The sequence below is a fragment of the Paenibacillus sp. S02 genome (genome assembly GCF_019454065.1).
GTDB lineage: Bacteria > Bacillota > Bacilli > Paenibacillales > Paenibacillaceae > Paenibacillus > Paenibacillus polymyxa_B.
Genome location: NZ_CP073682.1, coordinates 1276137 through 1295761 on the forward strand (window position 1 = coordinate 1276137; position 19625 = coordinate 1295761).

At 47.0% G+C, this 19625-nt stretch carries 21 protein-coding genes; 18 read left to right on the forward strand and 3 right to left on the reverse strand.

Annotation, left to right across the window (positions count from 1 at the left end):
* Positions 1–33: 33 nt before the first annotated feature.
* From KAI36_RS05685 to KAI36_RS05695, 3 genes are all read right to left on the reverse strand, one after another.
* Positions 34–1935, reverse strand: coding sequence for a 5'-nucleotidase C-terminal domain-containing protein (locus tag KAI36_RS05685; RefSeq protein ID WP_025720567.1), 1902 nt, complete (start codon positions 1933–1935; stop codon positions 34–36).
* A 194-nt stretch (positions 1936–2129) separates the two neighbouring features.
* Positions 2130–2555, reverse strand: coding sequence for an ImmA/IrrE family metallo-endopeptidase (locus KAI36_RS05690; protein ID WP_013309116.1), 426 nt, complete (start codon positions 2553–2555; stop codon positions 2130–2132).
* An 11-nt stretch (positions 2556–2566) separates the two neighbouring features.
* Entirely contained in the window at positions 2567–3040 is a 474-nt protein-coding gene (locus KAI36_RS05695) for a helix-turn-helix domain-containing protein (RefSeq protein ID WP_220027205.1), read from the reverse strand.
* A 327-nt stretch (positions 3041–3367) separates the two neighbouring features.
* Here KAI36_RS05695 and KAI36_RS05700 point away from each other — a divergent pair, with 327 nt between their 5' ends.
* From KAI36_RS05700 to KAI36_RS05785, 18 genes are all read left to right on the forward strand, one after another.
* Complete coding sequence (locus KAI36_RS05700; RefSeq protein ID WP_220027206.1) at positions 3368–3844, forward strand: ArpU family phage packaging/lysis transcriptional regulator; 477 nt, start codon at positions 3368–3370, stop codon at positions 3842–3844.
* A 470-nt stretch (positions 3845–4314) separates the two neighbouring features.
* The gene (locus KAI36_RS05705) at positions 4315–5175 is read left to right on the forward strand and encodes a hypothetical protein (RefSeq protein WP_220027207.1); all 861 of its coding nucleotides are present in this window, start codon (positions 4315–4317) and stop codon (positions 5173–5175) included.
* Between the two features lie 10 nt (positions 5176–5185).
* Positions 5186–5404: a YqzN/YkzM domain-containing protein gene (locus tag KAI36_RS05710; RefSeq protein WP_220027208.1), complete on the forward strand. Its 219-nt coding sequence runs from the start codon at positions 5186–5188 to the stop codon at positions 5402–5404.
* A 2-nt stretch (positions 5405–5406) separates the two neighbouring features.
* Positions 5407–6873: a phage tail sheath family protein gene (locus KAI36_RS05715; protein WP_220027209.1), complete on the forward strand. Its 1467-nt coding sequence runs from the start codon at positions 5407–5409 to the stop codon at positions 6871–6873.
* 122 nt (positions 6874–6995) lie between these two features.
* A complete protein-coding gene (locus KAI36_RS05720; protein ID WP_025720555.1) occupies positions 6996–7403 on the forward strand; it encodes a phage tail tube protein in 408 nt (135 codons plus the stop codon).
* A 76-nt stretch (positions 7404–7479) separates the two neighbouring features.
* Positions 7480–7914 (forward strand): phage tail assembly chaperone, encoded by a 435-nt coding sequence (locus tag KAI36_RS05725; protein ID WP_220027210.1) that lies wholly within the window; start codon positions 7480–7482, stop codon positions 7912–7914.
* A gap of 181 nt (positions 7915–8095) precedes the next feature.
* On the forward strand, positions 8096–10033 hold the full coding sequence (locus KAI36_RS05730) for a hypothetical protein (protein ID WP_220027211.1): 1938 nt from the start codon (positions 8096–8098) through the stop codon (positions 10031–10033).
* A 39-nt stretch (positions 10034–10072) separates the two neighbouring features.
* The gene (locus KAI36_RS05735; protein ID WP_071644234.1) at positions 10073–10711 is read left to right on the forward strand and encodes a LysM peptidoglycan-binding domain-containing protein; all 639 of its coding nucleotides are present in this window, start codon (positions 10073–10075) and stop codon (positions 10709–10711) included.
* A complete protein-coding gene (locus KAI36_RS05740) occupies positions 10708–11688 on the forward strand; it encodes an XkdQ/YqbQ family protein (protein ID WP_220027212.1) in 981 nt (326 codons plus the stop codon). Before KAI36_RS05735 ends, KAI36_RS05740 begins: the two co-directional genes overlap by 4 nt.
* The gene (locus KAI36_RS05745; RefSeq protein ID WP_220027213.1) at positions 11681–12088 is read left to right on the forward strand and encodes a hypothetical protein; all 408 of its coding nucleotides are present in this window, start codon (positions 11681–11683) and stop codon (positions 12086–12088) included. The genes KAI36_RS05740 and KAI36_RS05745 overlap by 8 nt, the downstream gene beginning before the upstream one ends.
* A complete protein-coding gene (locus tag KAI36_RS05750) occupies positions 12075–12545 on the forward strand; it encodes a DUF2634 domain-containing protein (protein ID WP_220027214.1) in 471 nt (156 codons plus the stop codon). Before KAI36_RS05745 ends, KAI36_RS05750 begins: the two co-directional genes overlap by 14 nt.
* Entirely contained in the window at positions 12545–13696 is a 1152-nt protein-coding gene (locus KAI36_RS05755) for a baseplate J/gp47 family protein (RefSeq protein WP_220027215.1), read from the forward strand. The genes KAI36_RS05750 and KAI36_RS05755 overlap by 1 nt, the downstream gene beginning before the upstream one ends.
* Positions 13689–14363 carry a YmfQ family protein gene (locus KAI36_RS05760; RefSeq protein WP_220027216.1) on the forward strand — a complete coding sequence of 225 codons (675 nt, stop codon included), beginning with the start codon at positions 13689–13691 and terminating at the stop codon, positions 14361–14363. The genes KAI36_RS05755 and KAI36_RS05760 overlap by 8 nt, the downstream gene beginning before the upstream one ends.
* 1 nt (position 14364) lies before the next feature.
* Positions 14365–16899 carry a hypothetical protein gene (locus tag KAI36_RS05765; protein WP_220027217.1) on the forward strand — a complete coding sequence of 845 codons (2535 nt, stop codon included), beginning with the start codon at positions 14365–14367 and terminating at the stop codon, positions 16897–16899.
* A gap of 14 nt (positions 16900–16913) precedes the next feature.
* A complete protein-coding gene (locus KAI36_RS05770; protein WP_220027218.1) occupies positions 16914–17525 on the forward strand; it encodes a hypothetical protein in 612 nt (203 codons plus the stop codon).
* 59 nt (positions 17526–17584) lie between these two features.
* Positions 17585–17851, forward strand: coding sequence for a hypothetical protein (locus KAI36_RS05775; RefSeq protein WP_220027219.1), 267 nt, complete (start codon positions 17585–17587; stop codon positions 17849–17851).
* Between the two features lie 87 nt (positions 17852–17938).
* A complete protein-coding gene (locus KAI36_RS05780; RefSeq protein WP_040101929.1) occupies positions 17939–18385 on the forward strand; it encodes a phage holin family protein in 447 nt (148 codons plus the stop codon).
* Positions 18386–18543: 158 nt separating this feature from the next.
* On the forward strand, positions 18544–19509 hold the full coding sequence (locus tag KAI36_RS05785) for a glycoside hydrolase family 25 protein (RefSeq protein WP_220027220.1): 966 nt from the start codon (positions 18544–18546) through the stop codon (positions 19507–19509).
* Positions 19510–19625 lie beyond the last annotated feature (116 nt).

The following is a 19625-nucleotide window of genomic DNA, read 5'->3' on the forward strand; positions in this document are numbered from 1 at the left end:
GGATTCCGGACGCTGTTTTTGCTAGCTATTGAATTAGGCCGGGAGGTCTAACTTTTGTCCCGGATAAATGCGGTGAGGATTCTTCAACTTATTCAACTGCTGAAGCTGTTGCCAGGTGGTACCATGTTTGCGGGAAATGTCATACAGCGTATCCCCGGATTTCACAACATATACATGGCTATTTGTAACTTGTGCAGAATCGGATGTCTGCTGTGGCTTGGCTGTTTGAGACTTTGCTGGTGCCGGTTTTGCGGGTGCTGGTTTCGCAGCCGGTGTAGGGACGGATTGCGGCTTTTCCTGCACAGGTGCGGGTGTTGCCGTTGAAGCAGATGGCGCAGCTTGTGTGGCAGGGACAGAAGTTTTACCGTCAGCCTTGGCTTCTTGAATGCGACCGTCTGCTTGTACTTGCAGGCTAGCGGAGCCCACCTTTTGCATGTAGCGAATTAACGCTTCGTCAAGCGAGCCGAACATACCTGCCTGTGGATATTTAGCGAACATCGTATATTGGTCACCACCTACGGCAGTAAAATCATTGGTGGCCAGTGTGTATGTTGCCTCAGGATCAAGTGTCTTTCCGCCGATCAGGATAGAATGAACACGGCTCCCTTTGGCTGCGGATGTGTCTATTTTGAAGGATATACCTGATACCTGTGGGAAACCTCCGCTTGGCTCTGGATAGGAGGCTGTACCATTTTCCAGTGCGGCCTGAATGTCAGAGCCCTTCACTTTCAGGGTAACGATCTGGTTGCCGAAGGGCAGCACAGTGATGATGTCTCCCTTGGTTACCGTCCCCGTCTTGATGGAAGCCCGGATGCCGCCACCGTTCGTTAAAGCCACGTCTGCTCCCGAAACGTCACGCATAGCATCGGTGAGCAGGTCACCGAGATTGGTTTCACTTGCACGTACCTTTTCGCGTGCTCCTTCCAGATCCACACTCGTTTGCGTTACAACCTCTTTTAGAATAGGTTCCTGGTCCTTTTGAATGGAGGCGATCAATGCAGCAATCTCAGCGTTGGGCTGAACGTCGACTGCTTGAGTCGAATCAATCAGCTTGGCTTGCTTTTGCGTAACCTTACCGCCGTCGACCCATAAGTCCACAACACCCAGATACTTGGTGTATTCACCTGCGCTAGCGATCAATGTACCATTGTCACTAACCAAGCCTTTTTCCAGTACGGTATGGCTGTGTCCATCGATGAAAATATCAATGCCAGGCACTTCCTTAACAACCTTGAGGCTGGTGTCCTTACTAGACGCATCCTGCCCCAGGTGACCAAGAACAACAACGACATCTACTTTGCTGCGGATTTCATCAACAGCCGCTTTGGCCTCAGCCGCAGGGTCGGTGAATTGAATACCCTCAACATTTTTGGGATTAGTCTTATATGCTGTTTCTGGCGTAGTCAGACCGATAATACCGATTTTAACGCCGTCCACTTCTTTAATAACATAGGGTTTGAACAATCGTGTTCCGTCTGTTTGTTTAATATTGGCGCTGAGCACAGGGAACTGAATCTCCTTACTTAGCTCAACAAGATGCTTCCAACCATAATTAAACTCGTGGTTACCCGGAACCATAGCATCATAACGCAGCTTGTTAATCACTTTCACAATGCTCTCACCGTTAACCAAAGTAGCGAAGGTCGTTCCATGAACGGTATCCCCGTCATCTAGCAGCAGTGTATTGGGATTGGAAGCCCGGTACTGATCAATGATACCCGCCAGCTTGGCGAATCCCATTTCCTTGTCGTTCGCGACCACGTGGGCATGGGTATCGTTCGTATGTAGGATGGTGATGTGCTTACCGCTGACTGGAGCCGTTGCCGTTCCCGCTGTTCCCACATTGGTTGCTGGGTCTGCTGCTGCTGTACCGAGACAACCAAGTAGAAGCGCGGCAGTCGTCAGGATCGACGAGAGTTTTTTCCATGAGTTCATGTTGTTCCTTCAACCTCCCATAAAATGAATGAATTAGAGAAACCGCTTACGACCACATTTTATCAGATGATTGTAAAAATAACTTCTATTTTATATCAAAGCACTAAAATTTTTTGAGATATCGGTTGTTAAATACATCGTCTAGTTACCTATATTATAGAGGAAGTAATCAACAGTAACTCATAGAATAGGAACTAACGTTCCGTTTTGTAGTCAAAAAAAAGGGCAGTCTCTTTGGGCAGCCCGATCCGGGGTAAATAGTGATCCAACGTTTCGTCAGCTAGTGGCGGTTTTCCTTCACTCAGCAAAAGTACGGCAAACCGATTGGCCTGCTGTTCAAATTTTCCTGGAGAAAAGTAGGAGTGCTCCTCCATAAAAAAGCGGCTAATGCCTTTATGCAGTCGGTCATGTCCCAATTCATGCGCACAGACGAACCGTTCCCATTCGGGTGTGAGGCCATTGTGGATAACGATAAATCTTCTACGCAGCTTGTGGTAATACAGCCCTTTGGTTGTGGGGCCTAGATCGCAGTATCGAATATGGATACCCAGGGCTTTCGCAATATCGAAGGGGCAGTTGGTACGGTATTTTCGGACAAGTTTGTGAATGAGTTCGTTCATGCGCTCACCTACTATCCCTGATCTTTGCCCGCTCGGGGCTCTTTGGGCTTTTTATGTTTGTTCATCTGCTTGGCTTCCCAGAACAGACCTGTCAGCACGTCCTTGATCCGTTGACGGTCTTTTTCATCCAGCGGAATGCCATCGAACATTAATTCGTCGTCTTCCTCCAGCATTTTTTTAAAATCCCGACGGTCTTTGGAGGTTGCCCATTCCGGCACAGTAGAACGATAAAGTTCATGTGGATTTTGCTCCATTGAATCATCATCTCCCCAATATCCGGCGGCCTTCATCATTTCGGTATAGGATACGCTAAGCGCGTCCGCTATTTTGCGGAGAGTGGAGGGTTTGGGGATTCCGCGCAGTCCATTTTCAATGCGGGAAATTTGTGAATTGCTAATACCTGCAGCATCTGCCAACTGGTTGATGCTCCATTGCTTGTGCTCACGCTGCTGTTTTAAGTAAGTTCCGAATGCTGGCTGTTCCACAATGGGGGCTCCTTTCTACAAGAGAATCATAGATATTAGTTTCATTATACCATTAGGTAAATAGTAAAAGCACGTAATATGCCAAAAGGCATAGGAAAATAAAGCGAATATCCTGTTTTTGGAGCTATACTGCTTTTTTTGACGATGGATACCTATCCTAAATAATGTTATGTTATACTCAAGATACGAACAAAAGGGGAACACAATGTAAACATAGGCGTTTTTCTATTTCAGGATTTTGCAAAATTCGCTCATTGGATTTTTGCAAAATCCTCATTTAAAAATACATCATTGTCAAAAGGCATAAGATAAGGAGTGTTGCTTTACATGAGAAATAACTTACCCGAATTGGACCGTCGCAAAACGCAAAATGCATTGGAGGGTGTGTTTGAGAAATACCGGATTTATAAAACGATTACTTTTATGGATCGGGAGAGCTTTATTACGGCTGGCTATACGGATCGTCCGAACGGCCCAACGAATGTGACAAGCGATCCAACGGCCCGGACAGCCGTATATAATGTAGATGCCCCTGCCGCCCGCTTAGCCTACTGCGAAATGGTGGATGCCGTAGTTAGTCGCTTGAATGAACGCGAACAGCTGCTCATCCGTGAACGTTATTTAAAGGATGACGATGTGTTTGATTACAAGGTTTACAATTATGTGTTAGACCCGCCAGTCAGCAAGGATACGTATACGAAGCTTCGCACGCGTGCTTTTTACAAAATGGCGCTTGCACTGGCGGACCAAGGCGTTTTAAATTTGGCAGGCTTGCAGAAGGGCGCGGATCAAAAACTGGGTTAATGTAATAATTATCCATTCGTTCTCATTTCTATTTTATAATGGTTTCCTAAAAGGCTTTGATTTCCTGTAATAACAGGGATCAAGGCCTTTTTTTATAATAGGAACACACGTTCTCTAAAAACCTCCCAACATCATCCCTAGTCTCTGCTTTTATCGTCCATTTCCCCGGCAACGCATTCGTTATTAGGGTGTAAGATTATATCATCGGGAATCAAGACAAGAGGACATACCGAAGACACACACAGTCAAACGTTAGCCGGCCATTAGGGCCGGTTTTTTCATGCGGTGATCGTCTCTGTCGGTTCCCGGGAATTCTTTGAATAGAAAGGAGGAGTCGTGTTGCCTAAGCAAGGGATGCTGCAATGCATGAGTACGAGGCTACACCGGATGAGAACACGGAAGTGGAAGAAAGCCTGGCTGTATAGCCACAACATGCGAACGCAGGGGACGCAAAGGTGGCATGCCGCAGGATGAGACAAGCCTTTAAGCAAAAGCTCATTGAAATTATTCCAGCGCTGCAAGGGCGTGTATACGATGTTCAGCCACCGTCGCAGACGGCAGAGGAGCCGTATGCTGTTATGGCGCTGGGCGAGGAAATCTGGAAGTCTTCCTGGGCCGGCTATCGGCAGGTTGTCCGCATCAAGCTGTACGCAGGACAAGCCGGGCTGGCGCAGGCTGATGTATGGGCGAATGCCCTGATTGCCGGGCTGCACCGGGAACCAGTGACAGGTGCGGGTGAGGATACATCGGCTTTTACCGCGCACTATTTGGGCGTGCGAGATGCAGAAAAGCTGGACACTATTACGGGCAAGGCCTATAGAACGCTGCGTTTTGGCGTGTACGTGCCTGAGACGGAAGGTGGTTCACCCGCTCCAGCAAACGGTGCTACACAGCCGGAAGAGTGGCTGGCCGCGCTGGTCCGCTGGACGCAGAAGCAACTGGGTGAAACGTGGTCAGTATACGCCGACGCTTGGCCCGCACAGCCGGGACGGCACGCGGTACTGTGGCGGATGAGCGGCTGCGAAACTAGGATGGCGGGAGCCTCCATGTATGAGCTGCGCAAACGGTTCATCGGGCATATTACCGCCCCGGACACCACTGAAGAAAACCGCGCAGCTTCCGCACTGATCGAGGGCTTTGCCGCTCAAATCCAGCTTCCTCTGGATCAGGACAAAGGCCGTTATATGTCTACAGCTGAAGCTTCAGCCGATTTGCAGGCGGATGCCATTTTAGATGGTCAGCTTCGGCTGATGCTAGTACAGCGGCGTATGCGCCCGGCTGAGGAAGCGGCGTTGATTCGCAGAGTGGAAATTCATCCTATTTTGAAATGAGGTGGTCCGAGTGACCTTGGAAAACCATGAGAATGCCCCGGTATATGCCGGGCAGGAAGCAAGTGGCCCTCGCTATACGCTGGAGGAGCTAAAGGAGCACGCAGAACAATTGTTTTCCGTGAAAGAAGAAGTGCTGGCAGGCGCCTTTTTTGGCACACAGGACAAGCTGTTTACGGTAGCAGAAGCACACACTAAAATCGAACAATTTATGAAAGCGAAGGTGGACTAATTATGGCAGGCGGAACATGGGAAAACACGAATAAACCGGTATTGCCGGGTTTGTATATGAATTTTCAGGCAGCAGCAGCTTCAGCAATTCAAGGTGGGTCGCGTGGTACGGTCGTTGTACCCGTTAAGGCGAATTGGGGCCCTGTACGTGACTTTGTAGAGATCGGCAGTGAAACGGCAATCAGCCAAATCTTTTCCGGTGACAGTCTGGACGGTGCGACCGCGTATTCGACGCTGTATCTGGCTTTGCTGGGCGGTCCGAAAAAGCTTCTAGCCTACCGTTTGGCAGATGATACAGCTGCTGAAGCATCTGTGACGCTGAAAAGCGGCGGTGCGACCCCGGCGGATGTGCTGCGCCTGAAGGCTTTGTACACAGGTAGCCGCGGTAATGGTTTCGCTGTAACTGTACAGCCAACTTTGGGTGATGACCAAGCTCGTGAGGTGCGCCTCTATGAAGGAACCAAGCTACTCGGCACGTACAAAGGCAGTGACGGTACAGCAGCCTCTATTGCCAAAGCCATGAACGAGAACAGCGAAAACGTATGGGTGAAGGCCGAGGTTGTTGGCGATGGCGGTATTCCGGTGGATGTCAGCGGCGTACACCTTACTGGCGGCAACAGCGGCAATAGCAAGCTGGTTAATGCCGATTACATCGCGATGCAGGAGGCACTTGAAGGACAGGAATTTAATGTCTTGGCTCTGGATTATGCAGCTGATCTGGCATTGCTGCAAAGCTTTGCTGCCTGGATCAAGCGTGTTCGCAACGAAGGTAAAGGCGTTATCGCTGTATTCGGCGGTTCTGCGGCAGATGATGTGTCCAAAACAGCCGTCAGCTTGGCCTCTGCACGTTCCTTAGCGCTGAACCATGAAGGTATCGTGAACGTCGGTACAGGCGTACGTCTGGCAGGAAAGGACTACAGTTCCGCCCAAACGGCTGCTTACGTAGCCGGGCTGATTGCAGGCCAACGTCTGAATCAATCGGCGACGTATGCGGTTACGCCTTTTGAGGATGTGACCCGTCGCTGGACACGTTCCGAGCAGGAGCAGGCAGTCCGTAATGGTGTCTTCCTTTTGTTCTTTGACGGTCGTCAGGTAAAAGCGCTGCGTGGCATCAACAGCTTGGTGAACCCGGCTGCTGGGCAAAACAACGCATGGAAGAAAATTCGTTCCATCCGTGTCATGGATGCTATTAATGCTGACTTGCAGCGTGCAGCCGAAGAGACTTACATTGGCAAAATCAACAACACGGTGGAAGGTCGTCTGGCGCTTATCGGTGCAATCAAAGAATACCTGGCACAGCTGTCGCTGAGCAACGTCATCGAAGCAGATGGCTACGATGTCATTCTCGACCCGGCTTACTACGGCGATGCGCCAGTCATCAAACCGGAGCCGGATCAAGTGTTCCTGCAATGGAACGTGAAGCTCACCGACGTGATGGAGCAACTGTTCGGCACATTTTACGTGCAATAAATAAGCTTTTTACGTGTATAAGCAATGCGCAGACAATCAGCAGAAATGAAGTAGCTTGTTAACAACGAGGATTTTGTGAAATCCCGAACTATATTATGGATCATTTTGAGGAGGAAAAAGAAATGTTGGATGCTTCAAGAGTCATTTTAGGTACGTATGGTCAGGCATATATTGATGGGGTATGGCAGACACATATTAACAAGCTCGAAGCTAGCGTGGAAATTGATAAAAGAGAATTGAATTTGGTTGGTAATACTTGGAAAGTGCATAAAAATGGAGCTAAAAAAGGTACTGGAACGATGAGTGGTTACAAAGTAACTTCTGATATGATTCGTCGCGGTTTTGAAAAATTCGATATTATTTCCAAGCTGGACGATCCCGAATCTTTTGGACATGAACGTGTTCGTTTGATTCGCTGCATGCCAGATAAGATTCAGTTGGCTAACTGGACTGCAGGAGAAGAAGTACCAGAAGAAACGACCTTCACTTTCGAAGGTTATGAGCTTCTTGATCCGATTGTAGCAAACTAAATTGGAAAACGGGGGATGGGATGCTGTCAGGCGTTCCGTTCCCCAAATACAAATGAACAATAAGGGAGAATGACTTATGAGCTTGAATGAAAATATGTCAGAAGAACAAATTTTAGATAGTCTTTTTGAAGCTGCAGACAAATTACCTGAGGAAACTGTTCGAATTCAACGCCTGGATATGCTTCTCACACTTCGTGGTTTGACGTCCAACAAAGTAGATAGTATCCGTGAACGGTGCACAATTCGTAAAACCATTAAAGGCCGTGTGGATGAAAAAGTAGATACAGAAACATTTAATGCATTGCTTATCTCTGAAGCTACGGCTGGTCTAGAGGTAAAAGGCCTGCAAATTAATGGATGGGGTGATCCGCGAATTACTAGCCGGCTTAAATTGTCCGGTGGTGAACAGGCTGTGCGCCGTATGCTTCTGGCAGGGGAACTGGATGCGGTAGGTGACAAAGTTCTGGAACTGTCCGGCTTCGGTGTGGAAATTGATGATCTAAAAAACTGATTCGCTCCGGCGGAATGACGACTGTGCTGTATCATCTGTGGATACGGCATCATCTCCGTCCCGGAGAGTTTTGGTCCTTAAACAGAGGGGAAAAATCCATGTTAATCGCTTTTGCAGAAGAGGAACTGGACGCATTGTCAAAACAAATACAGCAATAATAGATATGCAAGGAGGTGAGTAGATGGCAGGATCAAGTAACTATAGAGTTAATATTGTTACAGATGTAGAGGATTTAATCATTACAAACCGGGAACTTAAAGCGACAAGTCGCTATATTGAGCAGATACAAAGGCTTTCTGATCGCTTAGGTCGTACCCGTTATCAGAGTTTGATTAAGCTAAATACGGAACTTAAGTATATGCATAGGCATCTAGGTAATATTTACAGCCTAGCTATTCGTCTTAGTAGGCTACGAATTAGGCCAAAAGTCTTTCTGATTGATAAGGCGACTCCAGTGCTCGAAGCGCTTATCAAAAAGCTAAAAAGTCTTAAGGATGCCTATATTGTTGCACGTGCTAAAACGGGCATTGATCAAGACGGTACAAATAAGAAGAGAGCTAAGGGCGGCAACACGGGGAATAATTTAAATGTTTCCAATATTGTGAATAAGTCTATCAGTGTTACTGCAAATATAGAAATAAAAGATCCTAAATTTGACTTTAACTTTAATTATGATATCAAGGTAAAACCACCAAGATTGAATATTAGAGTTGCAGCACCAAAATATGCGCCTAAGATCAATGTAAAAACAGGTCCTATTCAAGTTTCTCCAAAAATTAAGGTGATCTGTGATTGTTGCTGTGGGAAAAAAGGAAACAATAAGAAAAGTATTGCTGAACAAGATGGACCTGATGGTAAAAGCAAAAACAAAAATAAGAACAACAAAAAAAATCCTGGAAAGAAACAAGGACTTCCTAAGCTGTGGGAAACGGTAAAACGTATTTTTACCCCAAAGCCTGGCTCTAAGCCTCATAAGCCGGGAGTTCCAGGAGGACCGAATGGAAATAAGGGGACACTTGGAAAAATCTTCGATTTCGGTAAAAAAATACTTGGTGAAAATCCAGGAAATTTGCTTAAAAAGATAGGCAAGGGAGCAATGAAGGGGGGCAAGAAGCTGCTTGGCCCAATTAGCATAGTATTAGATATTGTAGACATTGCTACAGCGTCGCCGGAAGAACGTCCGGCTGCTATTACATCAGCGCTTTTAGGAAGTGGCTTTATTACTGCTGGGGCAGCTATTGGTACAGCGATTGCTCCAGGTATAGGTACTGTAATTGGTGGTCTTATTGGTGCAATTGTAGGCGCTGTAGTAGATAGTTTAGCAGGTGAATGGTTAGCTCAAAAGTTTTCTGAAATGAGTAATTGGGTCGGAGAAAAAGTTACTTCTGCAATGGACTGGGCCGGAGAAAAAACTATTTCTGCAATGGACTGGGTTGGAGAAAAAGCTATTGGTGCAAAGGATTGGATTGGCGAGAAAGCAAGTGTTGCGAAGGATTGGGTTGGTGAAAAAGCTTCCCAAGCTACAGATTGGATGAGTAATAAAGCATCTGATGTCAGTAATTGGTTTTCTAGTCAAACAGAAAGTTTGAAAAGTGACTTCTCCAATTTGTTTGGTTACTCAAATAAACCTGAAAATTCACAACCTGCTGTTTCTGTAATTAAGGCCTCACAATCTTATAATCCCGCTTCGACTGTACCTGGGGCTTCATTAGCTCTGTCAAGATTTCCTTCGATTGATCCGGGACTGCCATTACCATCTTTTATCCAGGATGCCCAAAACCGTTCCAAAGCACTTCAGGGTATGGGGTCAGGCGGCTCACAGATTCCTGCGGTAAATGGAGGAAAACCTGCTCCGCAGCTCGTGCAAATAACGGATGAGCAAATGAGCAGTTTTTCAGGCTTTCTCAAGGATTTCAAGACAGAAACGAACAACCAAATCAGTGTAACGTTGCCTCCAGGGGCAGTACAGGTAACCGTTCAGGAAGATTCAATTGATTTTGATACGATGGCACTTCAAGTAGGGTACCGAATCGTCAATGAAGTCCGGCAGGCAATTATTAATAGAAAGGGAGGAGGAGATAGCAGCTCTCTTAAAAAAGGTAAAGCCGTACCAATTTAATGTAAATCTATCACAGTAGAAAGGAGGGAGGCTATGGGTATAGACTTTTTTCTGATTAATGGTAGAAGTGTGTTTCAATTCCCAGTTAATCCTGAAGAGGTAAATATTTCACGGCAAAAGGGGTATGAAACAGTTACGATGCTTACACACGGAGAATTTGATTTTCCACAAGGAGAAAAGGTGAAAGAAATCACCTTTTCTTCTTTTTTTCCCAAGGTGTACGATGCATCCTATTGTCGTTATAAAAATATTCCAGATCCTAACGAAGCCATGAACAGGTTAAATGCAATGTTAAAAGCAGAGAAGCCGTACCAATTTATTATTACGAATACACTAATTAATGTTCCTGTTTTTATCATTGCTCATAATACGACCTTTCGTGGAGGCGAGGCAGGAGATATATATTTTGAAATTACTTTGCGTACATGGCGGGAACCTAAAATAGTGTTGCGAAAAGGGAATTCTCCTCAAAAAGTAAACTCTAGTAACCTTCCACGCACGAATCTTAAAACCAAATCTAAGACGTACACTGTCAAAACTGGAGATTCGCTTTCTAAAATTGCAAAGTTGGAGTTGGGGGACAGTTCCAAATGGAAAAGTATATATCAAGTGAATTCAAAGATCATAGGCAACAATCCGAATAGGATTAAAGCGGGTCAAAAGCTGGTGATGCCATGAGTTACCAAATAATACTTCAAGATCGATATGATCTTACCTCCCTAGTTGAGAAAATAACTTTAAAAGATGCTCTTAATCAAATTGCATATCAGGCCAGCATCCGTGTAGCTGCTTCAAATGTTATGCCCACGATTACTCCGGGAATGTCTATTCGTGTCAGTGGAATTCCATTTGGAAAAAATGTAAAGGTACCACTTCTCCACCCTGCTGTTGTATGGGAAGTAGAGAGCTCTAACAGCGGTACAAAACGTTTCTCTCTGGTGGTATATGATCGGACGATTTATCTGGATAAATCCGAGGATGAATATTTATTTCCCAAAGGACAGACAGCTACGCAGCGGTTACGCAAATACGCGAAGGATTGGGAGTTTCAGATCACCTCAATACCTGATACGAAAATGCGATTAGGAAAAGGTATTTATCGTGCCCAGACTCTATATTCCATGATGCTTGCTGATTTGAAAGAGACAGCAAAATTGGGCGGAGATTTGTACCAGTTACGCATGACAAGTGCTGGATTGGAGCTATTTAAAATCGGTAGCAATCATTCCCCCTATGTGTTAGACCGATTCATTGATCTTACGCAGTTGCGGACACTTGAGGGAGCCGTAACTAAAGTCAAAGTAATGACAGCTAATGAAAACGTAGGAAGCGGACAAGAGGTGCCGTCTAAGGTTCTGGCTGTAGCAGAAGGGGATACTAAAGCGCTAGGTACTTTGCAAAAACTGGTGGAAGATGATCAAGTGAAAGCAGCTGGTGGAGCGAGTAAGCTTGCTAAAAGTCATCTAACTGGAATCCAGGAAACATTTACAGTTAATTTACCAGATATTAATACCATACGTGCTGGTGAAGCTGTGATGTTACAAGGATTAAAGTTGATTGTTACTTCGGTCAGTCGGGATTTGGGGAATCCGGGAAATATGACTTTGGAGCTCGCTTCCTTCGATATGGTTAAAAGGAGGTATTTTCTTGAGTAAAGACCCCTATGGTGCATTTGTAAGTGTAATGCAATCGTCTATGGCGGGACACACCCGGCAAGCGCTGAGTGGAGTGGGTGCGGTATTAGGCACGATCACCTCCACGGGACTCAAGCTGGACGATTTTAAACATGAGCTTCACGATTATCTGATCGCGGAGCTACCGGGACTGCTATCTGTACCACGTCATATGTATAAAGGCACCTCAACCGCAGTGGAATCGGAAAATTGGGAAGGCAAAGAGCTGAAAACTTCCTTTTATATCGGGGAAGACGAGCTGGAAGATGTGAATCTCAGTTTGAACGAAGGGCTTAAGCCCGGAGATCGTGTACTGGCGGTTCGGGTGAATAGCGGCAATGATGTGGTGGTCGTGTGCAAGGTGGTGAATGGACGTGGCTAATTTATTTCCCGAAACAGATGATATGATCTGGACAGACACGGATGTGACCGACCCGGATGTACTGGAGGATAACCGTGCGGTATTTGGGCGAAGCTGGCGGTTTGATTTTGAAGCTGGTGAGTTTGTTATGAGTCCTAGCCGTAAAATCGTGACTATAGGCGAGAAAGAAGCCTGGGTACAGTGGTGTGAAAAAGCGATTCGCACTCCTCGCTACCGGCATGTGATCTATTCACCTGACTATGGGAGTGAGCTGGAGGAGCTAATTGGCAGCAGCTATGGGCACGGTGTGCAGGAAAGCGAAATTAAACGCATGGTCACGGAAGCATTACTAGCAGATGCACGTACGGCTAGTGTGGATCAGTTCACGTTTCGCTGGGAAGGTGAGGCGTGCCATTTTAGCTGCCAGATTACGAACGTACGAGATGAAACGGAAATTGTAGAAAGTGTGGTGATCTAATGGCAGACTTGCCGGAATATTTGGTAGACCAGACGGAAGAGGAAATTTTAAATCGGATGCTGGAAAAAGTGCCTTCGGACATGGATAAGTCCGAGGGCTCTTTTATTTGGGATGCACAGGCGCCGGTAGCGTTTATGCTATCCGAAGCGGCAATCTGGGCGCAGGAGCTACTGCGACGTGGCTTTGCCAGCACAGCAGCTAGCGACAACCCGGATTTTCGTTCGCCGGAGCTGGATTTGCGGACAGCAGAGCATGGGGTGACACGGCGAGAAGCGGTTGCGGCCTCAGGTATGGTCACGTTCACGGGCACAGCGGGAACGACTGTCCCGGCGGGAACGTTGGTGGCGACCCCGGCAGATGATGTATCCGGGGAAGCTTCCATTGAATATGCAACCACGGCATCGGTCACGCTGGATGAACAAGGTGCCGGGGAAGCGGCTATTCGGGCGGTCAATCCCGGGCGCAGCGGTAATGTGCCTGCGGGTGTCATCCAAGTGATGGCAACCCCGGTTAGCGGGGTTGCCTCTGTGATCAATACGCAGGAGACCAAAAGCGGCACAGACGTTGAGAGCGACCAGCTGTTACTAGAGCGTTTTTATGCCAAGGTGCGGAACCAGGGCACAAGCGGCAACAAGGCGCAGTATACCCAGTGGGCGAATGAGATTGCTGGAGTGGGTGGCGTGGAAGTTGTTCCGCTCTGGAAAGGGCCGGGAACAGTAGGATTATATGTGCTGGATACGGATAAACGCGCGGCCAGCCCGGATATCGTGGCTGCGGTGCAGAAGTACATCGATCCGACCCAGGATGGGCAAGGAGAAGGGCTGGCACCAGCGGGCCCTGTGGTGACGATCATGCCAGCGGCAGAAGTGGAGATTAACATCTCAGTCAAGGTACAGCGTACCAAAGAGAAGCCGTCCACACTGGCTGAAATCAAAAAGCTGATCGAAAGCGGTGTGCGGACGTATTTGAAGCAGCTTGCTTTTTACAAGGAAGACCCGTTGGTACGATACACTCGGATTTCTGCTGTGCTGCTGGACATTCCGATCATTATTGATTTCTCTGAACTGAAAATCAATGGACAGAGCAATCAGAATATTGAGATTGGATCAGGTCAGGTGGCAGTGCTGGGGACGGTGAGCGTCAGTGAGTAACAATGGAACGAACAGTTTTGAAGATTTATTGAATAACCCAGACCAGGGAAAACATGTAAACCATAGTGACACTTTTATGAATCGGGTAACTATAGCGGGAGATACAGTGGGCCAAATGAGCAGCGAGCGGGGACGCGAGCTGCTTTCCTATTTGCCTGCCTATTATGAAACCTCACGTGTGATGCGTTCCGATATGGATGCTAAAGGAAGTGAATTGGACGCCTTGTATCTTGCAATGGATGCAACGGTGGGACAGTTTTTCGTACGTACCGCCACATGGGGGTTGGAACGTTGGGAAATGGAGCTGGGAATCGAAACCGACCTAGCGAAGCCATTGGATCAACGGCGTGCAGTGGTGGAGTCGAAGCTGCGAGGGGCAGGAACTTTTTCCGGTCGGCTCGTCAAAAATGTAGCAGAGGCGTATGACGGTGGCACGGTAGATGTTATTTTTCATCCCTCCGAATGGGGATTTACGGTCAAATTTATAGATACCATTGGGATTCCGCCCAACGTGGAGGATCTTAAAGCAGCCATTGAGGAGATCAAGCCCGCTCATATGGCGGTGGAGTACAAATTACGCTACTTGACCATTGCAGAAGTTGAGTCCATGACCCTCTATGAAAATGAACATACAACACAGGATAGATATTTAGGAGGTGGCGCATAACATGGCAAGCGAAAAAACAGCAAATCTTGGTTTAAATCAAATTGACCGCACATCGCCCAAAACCACGTATTTTGATCTGGAGAAGTATTTGGACCAAAACTGGCGCGCTGTAGATAATTTCGCAGGTGATGTGAATGATGGTGTAAATGAGATCAAAAAGCGTCTGGATACGACTAATCGCAAGGCGATAACTCTCGAACCCGGGATGCAAATGGTTCAAGCGGAAAAGGCTGCGCCATTTTCGCTGACGGGCCTGAACGGGCGTATGTTGGTGAATTTGTTGGGACGAATGGGGGGCTGCGAGACAGTAAGCGAATGGTCCTCGAATGTAGCTATTGCAATAGACTCTAACAACAAAACCAACGGCAGCAGTTCATTTAAAATTACGCTGGGCAGCGTGCCAGCAACCGCGTCTGCAAGTTTTTTGACCACACCTGGACGAAAATATATCGCAATAGCAGACGTGAAAAGTGGTAATACCAGCAAGGTGGCTATATCTATAAATGGTATTGCTGGTGCTGTGGGTAACGAGGTAACTTCTGGCTCTGTTTTTGCGCCGTCTGTTGTACGGTTTACGGCGAAGGAGTATTTTCATATTGTTACCATTACAGGCACGGGTGCGACTGGTAATACGTTTAATATGGATAGTGTACGCGTGTATGAGATCAGCGATGCAGATTATGCAGCAGCCGCAAGCCTTACGCCAGCACAGGGCGCAGCTAAGTATCCATATGTTGATAGTGTAATGCCTGTACGTAATCCTTATGCGATTCGGTACGGGGAAAACCTGTTACCTAACTTTTACGAATGGTCGGTTAACACCACGGGTATAGTCGCTTTACAAGGTCCCTACAAAGCTACAGCTACACGGACCGTTCCTGATGTCATATCGCCGTTGAGGGTTGTTGTTCCTGTTCTGCCGAACACCACCTATACAATTTCTAGTATAGGAGACGGGTTGCAATATATTGAGCGTAGGGACGATAACGATTATGACCCAACTGGAGAAGTTATGACGGGCGTAATTGCCGTAGGTTCTAAAACATTCACTACATCGTCACAAACGCGATTTTTATCTGTGCGGCTTAGATACGCCGCTGCGGGTTCATTCACCCATGAAAATCCTATGCTTAACATCGGCAGCACAGCCAAGCCGTTCAAACCACGCGAAGACTCCATGTTGGCACTACAAACAGACCTGTACGCCGATCCAGTTACAGGAGCTAATGCGGATACGGTATTCGAGCGAGACGGACGGTACTACAAGTTTAAAAAGTTTGAAAGCGTCCTGCTAGACGGTGGAAAAATTTCTAAGGTCAACGGTGTCCAGCAAAGAGCAGGATTTAAGATACTGTACCCTGCGGTGGATAACATTAGCTACGATTTTGTTGGCTATCGTCTTGGCGTTAAGTTCGACGGTAAGACGCTGGGCACTGGGCAAGACGCGGCAGACAAATGGGACATTGATAGCACGTCTAAAAATTTTGCTGTTTCTGTATCGGTTGCAGACAGCGGGTGGGACGACGGCTATATGCCAAGCTTAGACGACATTAAAGCCTACTTTTACGGCTACAAGGTGTATGATGCTGGCACATTCACGCCAGCTAACGCCCAAACCGCTACAACAGCGACATGGAACGGAACAGGTGCTAAATATTATGTTCCGCGTGTTGGTCCTACAAACCCTGTAGCGTCGGTACCAACGCAGTCTTATGCAGGGTACACGCCGTATCAACTTGTATTCCAGCTTGCAACACCTACTGTGGAGCCTATCGTATCGGAGGGGCAGCTAATCTTTACCGAGGGAGATAATCAGGTTGAAGTAGGTACGGGGATTGTGCTGCGCGAAAAAGCGAAGCTGTACCAAGAGACGGATACGAAGCGTTGGAACATAAACAACGGTAGCCCTGGAGGGTATCAGGAATCGCTTTTGAACTACAGGGTTGACAAGTTTTTTGGTATCTACCGAAACTCACGGCCTGAGAAATGGATGCTGTACCCTAACACTACGACTACAGCGGGTGCGCTGGCGCAAAAGGAAGGAAGCAATTTTGAAGCTACCGCCGTCTATACCGTGTCTTACTTTGCCTTTATGCCGTCTCCTAAGTCTGCATTTTCAGGATCATACGCAGCCAACGAGAAGACGCTTTTATCCGACTTGGTGGAAAGTGTTCAGCAAGCTAACACGCGCCTGTCGGTGGTTGAGAACAAGAAGGCTGACAAGGATAGTCCTGTATGGATTACGCCTACGTTGCTTAATGGGTGGGTGGCTTCAGGGCAGATTACACCACAGTATAGACGTGTGGGTGACAAAGTTCAGATCAGAATGCGTGTACAAAGCGGGGCTATTGGGTCGGCTATTTTCAAGTTACCCCTAGAGTATAGACCCAACCAATACACTGTCCTTTCTATCCAGTCTTACAGCGGCACACAGGATGTGCTTGCAGTCTTAATTATCGACACAAACGGAAATGTGATACCTTCTGCTGGTAGCAACAATCAAGTTAACATTTTCGTTGAGTTTGTCTTATCTTAGGGGAGGTCTAACACATGAAAGCAGTACCTAAAGTAAATACAAACGGCCTCTATCTGGAGGACGAGCTGGTGGACGATGCCTTTTCGGGTGTCGTCCCTTTTTATACTCCATCTTCGCCCACGCTATCTGATACAAACCAGCAGCTAGACACCTATCAGCATACTAACAGCAGCTCTAGTACCATAAATGGAACCAATTCAGAAAGCATCCTTGCTGGTTATACGATAGCAATTCCAGTGCCGCCAGGCTTATATCATCCTCGTTTTGATATCCAAGGCTGGCTGACTTATGAAGCGGAATATAACCAAAAAATGATAGAAGCACAGGGCGCGTATGAGCAGTTGAACAAGGAATCTCAGGCAACATTTCAGAAGCTGCATGATGAATGGCAAAGCAAACCGGATAATGAACGCGGGGATGAACCTGTATATTTTGCACAGACATTCACGGCTCCAGAACGAAGAGACCCAACGGCATTCTGGAATGAAGGATTGAGTGCCGAAGCAATTAAAGAACTGACACAAAAGACAGAGCAACAGCCAAGTGAGACAGACCAATTGAAGCAGCGTATTGCAGATCTCGAAGTGACGCTGACCCAGTTCATGCTTGGTAGCACAGGAAAATAACGTGTATAGGCTATTATATATAGTAGAAATTTTTATATAAAAGAGGTGAAGTCATAACTATGACTGCTTTAACAGAGGCTCAATTGCGTATTTGTGCTCATGCTTGCATCACCCGCTATGAGCGGGGAGAGGGCGATATAGCAACGATCATGGGAAGCTACATTTTAAATGAAGAACAACGTGAACAAGTAATGAAGATTATTTTATCCAAGCGTTCTGATCTGGTAACGGGCGACATAGGTGATTCATCATTTACTAATGCTCTGAATGAACAGGAAGAAACGGTTAAATGGTATAACTCTATTTTCCGTAAAAAAACAGTATAGAGAACAAAACAAAAATAATTGTTTATATGCCCTTGGATCAGTCCAAGGGCATTCATTTTACACCTTGGTTCAAAAGGGGGAACAAACATGCATGAAAAGATCGATCAGATTTGGCTGGGGTTTTCCACGGGGACCTTGATCGGTTATTTTTTTGGGGGGTGGACCACAATGTTGACGTTGCTGTGGTGGATGGTCGTGATCGATTTTTTCACCGGATGGGCAGCGGCCTGGATTAATGGGGAGCTGAAAAGCCGCCAAGGGTATTACGGTATTTTTCGCAAGGTTACCGTGTTTTTGCTCATTACGGTAGCTCATCTAATCGACGGTATTCTCGGGGATGCACATTACTTCCGGGATGCCGTCGTTTTCTTTTATTTAGCGAACGAGTTGTTGTCCATTATTGAAAATGTGGGCAGAATGGGAGTGCCGATGCCGGATATTTTGCGGAATGCGGTAGCTATTTTTGAATCTAAGTCGAGTGGAGAAAAAATAAAGCCAACCGACCCTTCCGACAAAGAAAATAAAGCTTCATAAAGTGCCACCAGTAGCCACTACCAAAATAGGCAGACTACCTTTTTGCCCTTTTTTCGGTATAAAAGTGGAAAAGCCCAGACCGTATGGATAGTCCAAGCATATGGATAACAGAGACAGAGTGAGCTACAACATTCTGAATAATAAGGAGGGAACGCCTTATGCAAAATCGCAGCCCTAACGCTGCCGAAGGCATTGACGTGTCCCGATATCAGGGAACGATTGATTGGAAACGTGTACGAGCCGATGGTAAATCTTTTGCCTTTATTAAAGCGAGTCAAGGACAGCGTTATGTCGATCCGACATTTATCACGAATGCAAAAGGGATCAAGGCAGCCGGGCTCTTACTGGGAGCTTACCATTTTGTAGATGCCACCAGTGTAAACGCAGCAAAAGCGGAAGCCAGGCATTTCGCCGAGGTGCTGGATCAGGTGGGTGGTGCGAAAGCGCTGGACTTGCCAGCGGTAATGGATTACGAAAATAATCCGGGAGGGCTTAGCTCGGCCGCGATTCATGAGGTTGCGCTGGCATTTTTAACGGAATTTGAACGGGTAAGCGGTCGTAAGCCGATGGTATATACGGGCAATGCCTTTGCTGCCCATTTCAAAGCGCCATTGGGTAGTTATAAGCTGTGGATTGCGCGTTATAGTACACGGGTGCCCGGCGACACCACGGCATGGGAGCGCTGGGACTTTTGGCAATACAGCGATAGTGGACGGGTTGATGGAATTCAAGGGCCGGTTGACCTGAATGTATACGCCGGAACAGAGGCCGAGCTACGCCAAGCATTTGCAGGAGAAGAGGGGGATGAGCCAATGACAGCAGAGGAAAAAGCGGCATTTAAGGCCCTGCAGCAGCAGGTCGCCGCCCTTGAAAATAGCAAAGATGTGCTCAAACAAACATTGAATGAACAAAGCGCTTATATTAAAAAAGTGGACCAGCGGGTAGCTGAGCTGGAGGCGCGTCAGGCTATGCCTGTGCCGACCTGGGCGAAGGAAGCGATGGCTGCCGCTGTTGCATTTAATCCGGCAAGCCCGATTGTGGATGCGAAACTGCCAAGTAGTTACGATTTTTATCGCTTACTGGTCGTACTGAACCGTCTGGGTGTGTTTAAAACAACCAAATGATCTTGGAAAGAACTCATTCACTGCAAACCCCACTTTTATATAAATAAGTACAGTAGTTACGCCTGAAGCCTAAATAGACAGGCGGTTAAATGCAGCCGCCTGCCCTTATTGGAACT